Consider the following 5897-nt stretch of genomic DNA (forward strand, 5'->3'; position numbering starts at 1 on the left):
TAAGAACCTTTCACCATTGCGTAAAACAAGATGCAAAGCGCTTTCTTGGGCTAAAACATTGATTATTAGATTCGCCTATCGCCTTCCTGAAAATTGTACCAGCACTCTCTCAACCGATACCGTTGCTTCCTCGCGACCATCCCGTTTTTAATTGCTCGTTCTGAACCACACCTCTTGCATGAGAGGCATAATATCCCATCCCTCTTATTTTGATGAGTATATTATACGGCTAATCTATATATAAGGGGGCACTCTCCAAAAAAGATCCTCCCGGACCTGTAAATGGCCCGGGAGGTTGTGTACGGTAAGTAAAATCTGTCTCTCAGGAAAAGGCTCTGGCCCTTGCCTTACGCTATCGTTGTTTCTGCTTATAAGCTTCCAGGGTTTCTATGAAAGCATCAATTCTGTTATGAGTATCCGCTTCATTGTAGGAACTTATATCCACGATATCACCTTCCATGATAAGCACCGGGATTTCGGGATAGACCTTCTTCAGTATCTCAGCCTGGAGGAGGATTCCCGCATGCCACGAACGGCACGAGAAGGCGGAATGGAAAACTACCCCGTTACATTTGTAATCTTCGATATAGTCAATGAGACGCTCCACCGCAGGTGTAGAACCAGGACGTTTCCGTGCCTTGTCGTACCAGTGGGTCCAAAACCGTACCCATCTCCAAGCAATATGTTCTAAAGGATCGCTTGTTTTCGGGAGATCCAAGTTGTAAACCGGCTCGTAGCAACGGTACGTGGTTTCTACCGGGAAGACTGCCCCCTTGTCATTAAAATACTGAAAATCGGAAAGAGCGAACCACGAAGGCAGTCCCGCACCCCATAGGAGCCTGTATTTCTCGTTTTCCACTACGCCCTGTTTCGCCGCTATCTTCTCCTTCAACTCCGCATTAAGGGCGAGGAAAAAGTCATAGGACTCCTGGGTTCCAAGCATAAAGGCCATTGGGACCATGGTGTTCATTGCGTCACCAGTATCCATTGGGCATGGAATCGTCTTGCGCAATTCATAGGTCTCCACGAAAAGGTTCCAAGTTCGGTCAGTTAGGTCCACGACCGACGCAAGTCTGTCCCAGTCCATCTTCTTCCCTGTATGTTTCTCACAAAATTCGACGCACCTGTGTAGTTCCGCCGTATTATACTTTACGTAATACTCTTCCTGCGTCTTGTGATCTATTTTCGGGTCCCACGCAGGGTAATACATGCCGCCGATAAAGACTGGCACATCTCTCAGGTAGTGGCGCGTAGCCTGAGGCCATTTGTATCGAGGATCGCATAACTGCTGCGCTGTACCCAAGATCATGTCCGGTCTACCTATTCCTCCCCAAGGTGCATCAGGAGGCATCGCACCACCCAGTTCCTCACGCCACATATCAAAGCCGATATTGCATGTCGCATATGTACAAAGGGAACGGGAAAAATTATCCGCCTCCGCCCTCTGCAAATATTTTTCCGCATCCCGTTTTGCTGCGGATATGCCGGAGAAGCTTTCGCCCCACGCGGGAACTATATCCATCGCCCTCATTATCTCGTCCTGTCCTACCACGATAAAAGAGTAGGCTACTTTCTTGCCTTCGTCCTTCGCCCTGACCGTCGCGGACAGGTTGGCCCGGGCCATTTTTGGTATCTTTGCTGCTGCTGCCGTTGCCAGCGCTCTTGGTACTCTTTGCTCAGCCATGAGATTTCCCTCCTCCTGTCTCTCTATTATGCGATCATCTCCAAGAATGCCTCAACCCTAGTCTTCACCCGAGAAAGGCTTGACGTGGAATATTCATCCTCCAGGTAAAGCACAGGAGTGCCTGTCTCCTCGATGAAGCTTTTCATCGCGGGGACGTCAAATCCATAGGGATCGCAATACTTGTAGACAAAGAGAATCACGCCGTCCACCTTGAATTCATTGATATACCGCTTCATATGTCCGAACCTAGCTTCCAGGTTCTCCTCGTATGTATCCCCTGTGTCTATGTAAGTTGTGGCTACTCGCACCTTTCTCAGGTAGCGCTCCGCGATTCCCTGTAAAGGATCGGGAGTGATATCCGTAGTCGGCCAGTAAGCCTTGCTTCCCATGGTGATGTCGTCCATTACGAGCCAGGCATTCGCGTTTTCTATAACTTCTGCCACGGCCACGTTATCAATCTGACCGCCCACAATCATGATCCGTGGAGCCTTCTTTCCGGCAGGCGGTTCTCTCCGTTTCACCTCTTCAATGACGCTCTTTATGAGTGCCGACGATTCGTCAACAGGGAGACTCATGGCAGCCACCATAACCTCCATCATCTCGACGCCGGAAATAAGTGGTGGATTCTCTTTTCTCAGGGAATAGAGGTCTCTCATGAGACTGCGGTTTTCATTGTGCTGTTTTACCGCCTCGACAATCGCCTGATCGGTGATTTTTCTGCCCGTAAACCCCTCCAGGCTTGTAATGAACGACCGTAGTACAGATTTTGTAAACTCAATTGAGGGGTCGTCAGTGACGTGGGGAATATTCAGGAAATGCCAGTAAGGCAGATCAAGATTGTAGCTCCATACGTCATTAGTCCTATCAATGCTGTCGCAGAGATGAGGCATGGCCATGCCGTCAAGAAAGCTGTATTTGCCTTTTAATGCGGAATCAAACACATTGCGGACGAAGGGGCATACGATTGTTTCCATGTGTGCATCCGCCTTCGTGATCGGCTCAGACACCCAGCCCTTCAACCTGAACGGAACTACGCCCGCTGCCGTCAGGATCTCTACCGGGGCGATAGCGGTAAGGTATCCGATGATCTGCCGACCCTCGGCTTTCAATTCCTTCGCCCTCAAACCGTATTCCGAACAATACTCCTTTGCTTTCGCCAATCCATTTCCATTTGTTACTGACATCTTTCCTCTCTTCCGCCTATGCCTCTTTTAAGAAACATAGCGTCCCGTAAAATTCCGCCACCCCTGTGGCGTAAGTCGGATATAGTTCTCTCTTATTTCTTACACGGCGCACCTCTCCTTTTACGCAGGAAGCACGCTTTTTCTCTTCGTTTCCTTCCTTTTAGTGGCAATGAAGGAATTGTTTCGTATCGTCCAATACGCAGGCCTGCGCTTATCTATTTGAACATTGAGAGGCGGTCGCGCACTCCGAATGTTCAAGCCTTTATGATTGCTATATCTCCTCCCATACCACTAGAAACCAGCCTATGGGCTATTTCCTGAGCAAAGAAAATGGAATATTGAACAGAGAGATTCTATAGCGACGAAAGGGGAATTACCATATCAATTGATTACTTAACTAATATCTAGATGATATAGGTATATACACCATGTCATCAAACTTAAGGACCGATTAACCTTCCAGTCTTGCGTTTTCTCACGGCACGGCTTTATAGCAAAAAGAAATCATCAGCCAAGGACAAAGGCAGATCCCGAACAAAACATGTCGTTGACAGCACAGAATGGAAACAATAGACCGTGCAGAGAATGGATGTACAGAAAAAGAGCATTGGCCGTTAAGAGATCGACTATACCCTATAGCCCCATTAGGCCACGATAATGAACCTGGAAATTTTGGTGAATGTCGTTGCAGTCTCAGGAATGGCGCCGCCATTCTGTTTCTACTTTCACCCTGATCCTGGCCTGAGCTGGAATGATATCCATGACGGCAGGATAGTCAGGGGTTGTCGAAAAGTTATGTTCTCACTTTGGCAACTTGGGCACTTCGGTTCCTTTTTCTCGTCTTCGTAAACCCGAAAGGCACGACCGCAATCCTTGCATTCGTATTGCTTACCAGGCATTTTCACCTCTTCCTTAATTTCTTTATTATATCACACTATGGATGCACAGGCATACAGGGTATGGGGCAGGCTGAGACACTCGAAAATTATCGTTCACTGCAGACCGACCCGCTGGGCCGTAATTATCGGTTTTATTCCTTGTCGTCATACTTCACACAATGGACGTCTGTTTCTTTCTTTATCTCATAGATCATAAAATATGCAACATCCTCCACTGGGTCCGGCGAGACTAAAGACTATATTTGGGCTATTTAAAACGACCGTCCGCAGAGAGTGTATGATAATCTCCCGTTTCGATAATAACTATATAATGCCTGCCTCCGTTCCTACTGCCCATCTTGACACTTCGGCTAACCGGAAGCATGGCTCGTGGATACGGTCGTCAAATTCGAGAACTTTATATGCACGGTTATTGTACTTGTCGGCCTTAGGTGTCTCCTTGGCTCGCTCTTCGCGAAACAATTGAACTGGGTCAAGCCTGCCATTGTCCTCATATCAGTAATAACCTTCAGGCTAATAATATGGGCAGCATGCCATCGGTACACTGATAAAACAGCATACCTTTTTCTATGTCGCTACATCGTACGCTCTCTTTTCTATAGCAAGATAGCGGTGGGTTTCTTCTTTCCGAGATTTTTCGGATTTACCATGGAACAAGTGGGAGGCCGCCTGTTTCGAAGTAGAAGCGACAAACACCGCGCTGACTATCACCCTCGCTGCAAAAATTTCAACCAGCTTGCGGTTCTGGCGTCTATTATGTACATTAAGATAATTATAATAATAAACACAACCGTGGCAGTCCCCATGCTCCAGAAACTGGAGGAGCAGACCGGAGCAACCAGAAGTCTGCGGCTGATTCAGAAGGAGGTCTGAGTATGCAAATAATCGTGGGAATATCAGGAGCCACAGGCTCCATTTACGGCATACGGTTGCTTGAGGTCCTGAAGCAGATGAAAGTGGAGACCCATCTTATAATCTCTTCCGCCGCAAAACAGATCATTCCCGGGGAAACAAGGTATACTGTGGCCCAAGTCGAAGAGATGGCATCTTTTGTTCACGATAACGACAACCTCGCCGCACCCATTTCGAGCGGTTCTTTCAAGACCGACGGCATGATCGTGGCCCCATGTTCAATCAAGTCTCTTTCCGGGATCGCCCATTCATATAATGACAATTTACTGACCCGAGCCGCAGATGTAACGCTGAAGGAAAGAAGGAGGCTTGTCCTTACGGTCCGAGAGACACCCCTCCATCAGGGACACCTCGATTTGATGCTCAAAGCAACCAATATAGGGGCGATCATTTACCCACCAGTACCTGCTTTTTACTCAAACCCTGTAAGCATCAACGACCTGGTGAACCACACCGTCGGGAAATTACTTGATCTATTCAGTATTGACGCAAAACTCTTTCGGAGATGGGGTGGCACCCCCCCTTACGTAAGCCAGGAATCTAACGACTTCGTCTGACCCTTACACATTAGATAGCGTCTACACGAGGAAGAAGAGATGCTCTAACAAGAATATCAAGAACCAATAGGAGATATTCTTATGTCAACGGAGTTACATCGGCACGATATTAACGACAAGTCTTGGGCATTGATCGAACCATACATGCTGGGTAAGCGAGGTCAATGGGATGGTATAGCGGAAGATAACCGGCGATTCATCAATGGGGTATGCTGGATACTACGCACCGGAGCATCATGGCGCGACTTACCAATCAAATACGGTAATTGGAACAGCGTAGCGAAACGGTTCAGGGATGGGTCAAGTATGGGCTATGGGAGAACATCCTCGAAAAACTTATCGACGACCCGGACTACGAATGGCTCATGATAGATGCCAGCCATTCCACATGGCACAGGCGCTGTTGGCGGTAACCAAGACAAAAAGGGGATCTGGCCGTGGATGCGCATGGTATGCCGGTCAGAATACTTGTGCTGGTACCGTCCATGAAGCTTGCGCCTTGATAGACGGTTTTACTACAGAATGCCGATAAAGGGTATGACAGCAGCGAAATCATTGACAAGGCTGCCTCCCTTAACATGAAAATGTTATCCCTCCAAGGAACAACCGTAAAGAGCAGCGTGAGTACGATAAAGAACTCTACCGACTGCGCCATTTGGTC

The 5897-nt window shown here is 48.0% G+C and carries 6 protein-coding genes; 3 read left to right on the top strand and 3 right to left on the bottom strand.

The genetic code is table 11. The annotated features are described in order from the left end of the window. Positions 1-352 precede the first annotated feature (352 nt). Together LBQ00_03585 and LBQ00_03590 are read right to left on the bottom strand one after the other, a co-directional pair. The gene (locus tag LBQ00_03585) at positions 353-1684 is read right to left on the bottom strand and encodes a 2-hydroxyacyl-CoA dehydratase family protein (protein ID MDR2017947.1); all 1332 of its coding nucleotides are present in this window, start codon (positions 1682-1684) and stop codon (positions 353-355) included. A gap of 26 nt (positions 1685-1710) precedes the next feature. Beyond that, positions 1711-2868, bottom strand: a complete 1158-nt coding sequence (locus LBQ00_03590) for a 2-hydroxyacyl-CoA dehydratase family protein (protein ID MDR2017948.1) — start codon at positions 2866-2868, stop codon at positions 1711-1713. A gap of 1268 nt (positions 2869-4136) precedes the next feature. Between LBQ00_03590 and LBQ00_03595 the strand changes: the two genes are divergently transcribed. The 3 genes from LBQ00_03595 to LBQ00_03605 all read left to right on the top strand — a co-directional run bounded on the left by LBQ00_03595 (position 4137) and on the right by LBQ00_03605 (position 5605). Continuing rightward, positions 4137-4640: a hypothetical protein gene (locus LBQ00_03595; protein ID MDR2017949.1), complete on the top strand. Its 504-nt coding sequence runs from the start codon at positions 4137-4139 to the stop codon at positions 4638-4640. A 2-nt stretch (positions 4641-4642) separates the two neighbouring features. Further along, a complete protein-coding gene (locus LBQ00_03600) occupies positions 4643-5236 on the top strand; it encodes a UbiX family flavin prenyltransferase (GenBank protein MDR2017950.1) in 594 nt (197 codons plus the stop codon). A gap of 81 nt (positions 5237-5317) precedes the next feature. Continuing rightward, entirely contained in the window at positions 5318-5605 is a 288-nt protein-coding gene (locus tag LBQ00_03605) for a transposase (protein MDR2017951.1), read from the top strand. Here LBQ00_03605 and LBQ00_03610 read toward each other — a convergent pair. Next, positions 5589-5897 (bottom strand): hypothetical protein (locus LBQ00_03610; protein ID MDR2017952.1); only part of this gene is annotated, 309 nt, incomplete at its 5' end. The two genes, LBQ00_03605 and LBQ00_03610, sit on opposite strands and share 17 nt — an antisense overlap.

This window comes from Syntrophobacterales bacterium (assembly GCA_031274925.1).
GTDB lineage: Bacteria > Desulfobacterota > Syntrophorhabdia > Syntrophorhabdales > Syntrophorhabdaceae > PNOM01.

Coding starts and splice junctions, on each gene's coding strand:
- LBQ00_03585 (MDR2017947.1), bottom strand. CDS start 1,684: ATGGCTGAGCAAAGAGTACCAAGAGCGCTGGCAACGGCAGCAGCAGCA.
- LBQ00_03590 (MDR2017948.1), bottom strand. CDS start 2,868: ATGTCAGTAACAAATGGAAATGGATTGGCGAAAGCAAAGGAGTATTGT.
- LBQ00_03600 (MDR2017950.1), top strand. CDS start 4,643: ATGCAAATAATCGTGGGAATATCAGGAGCCACAGGCTCCATTTACGGC.
- LBQ00_03605 (MDR2017951.1), top strand. CDS start 5,318: ATGTCAACGGAGTTACATCGGCACGATATTAACGACAAGTCTTGGGCA.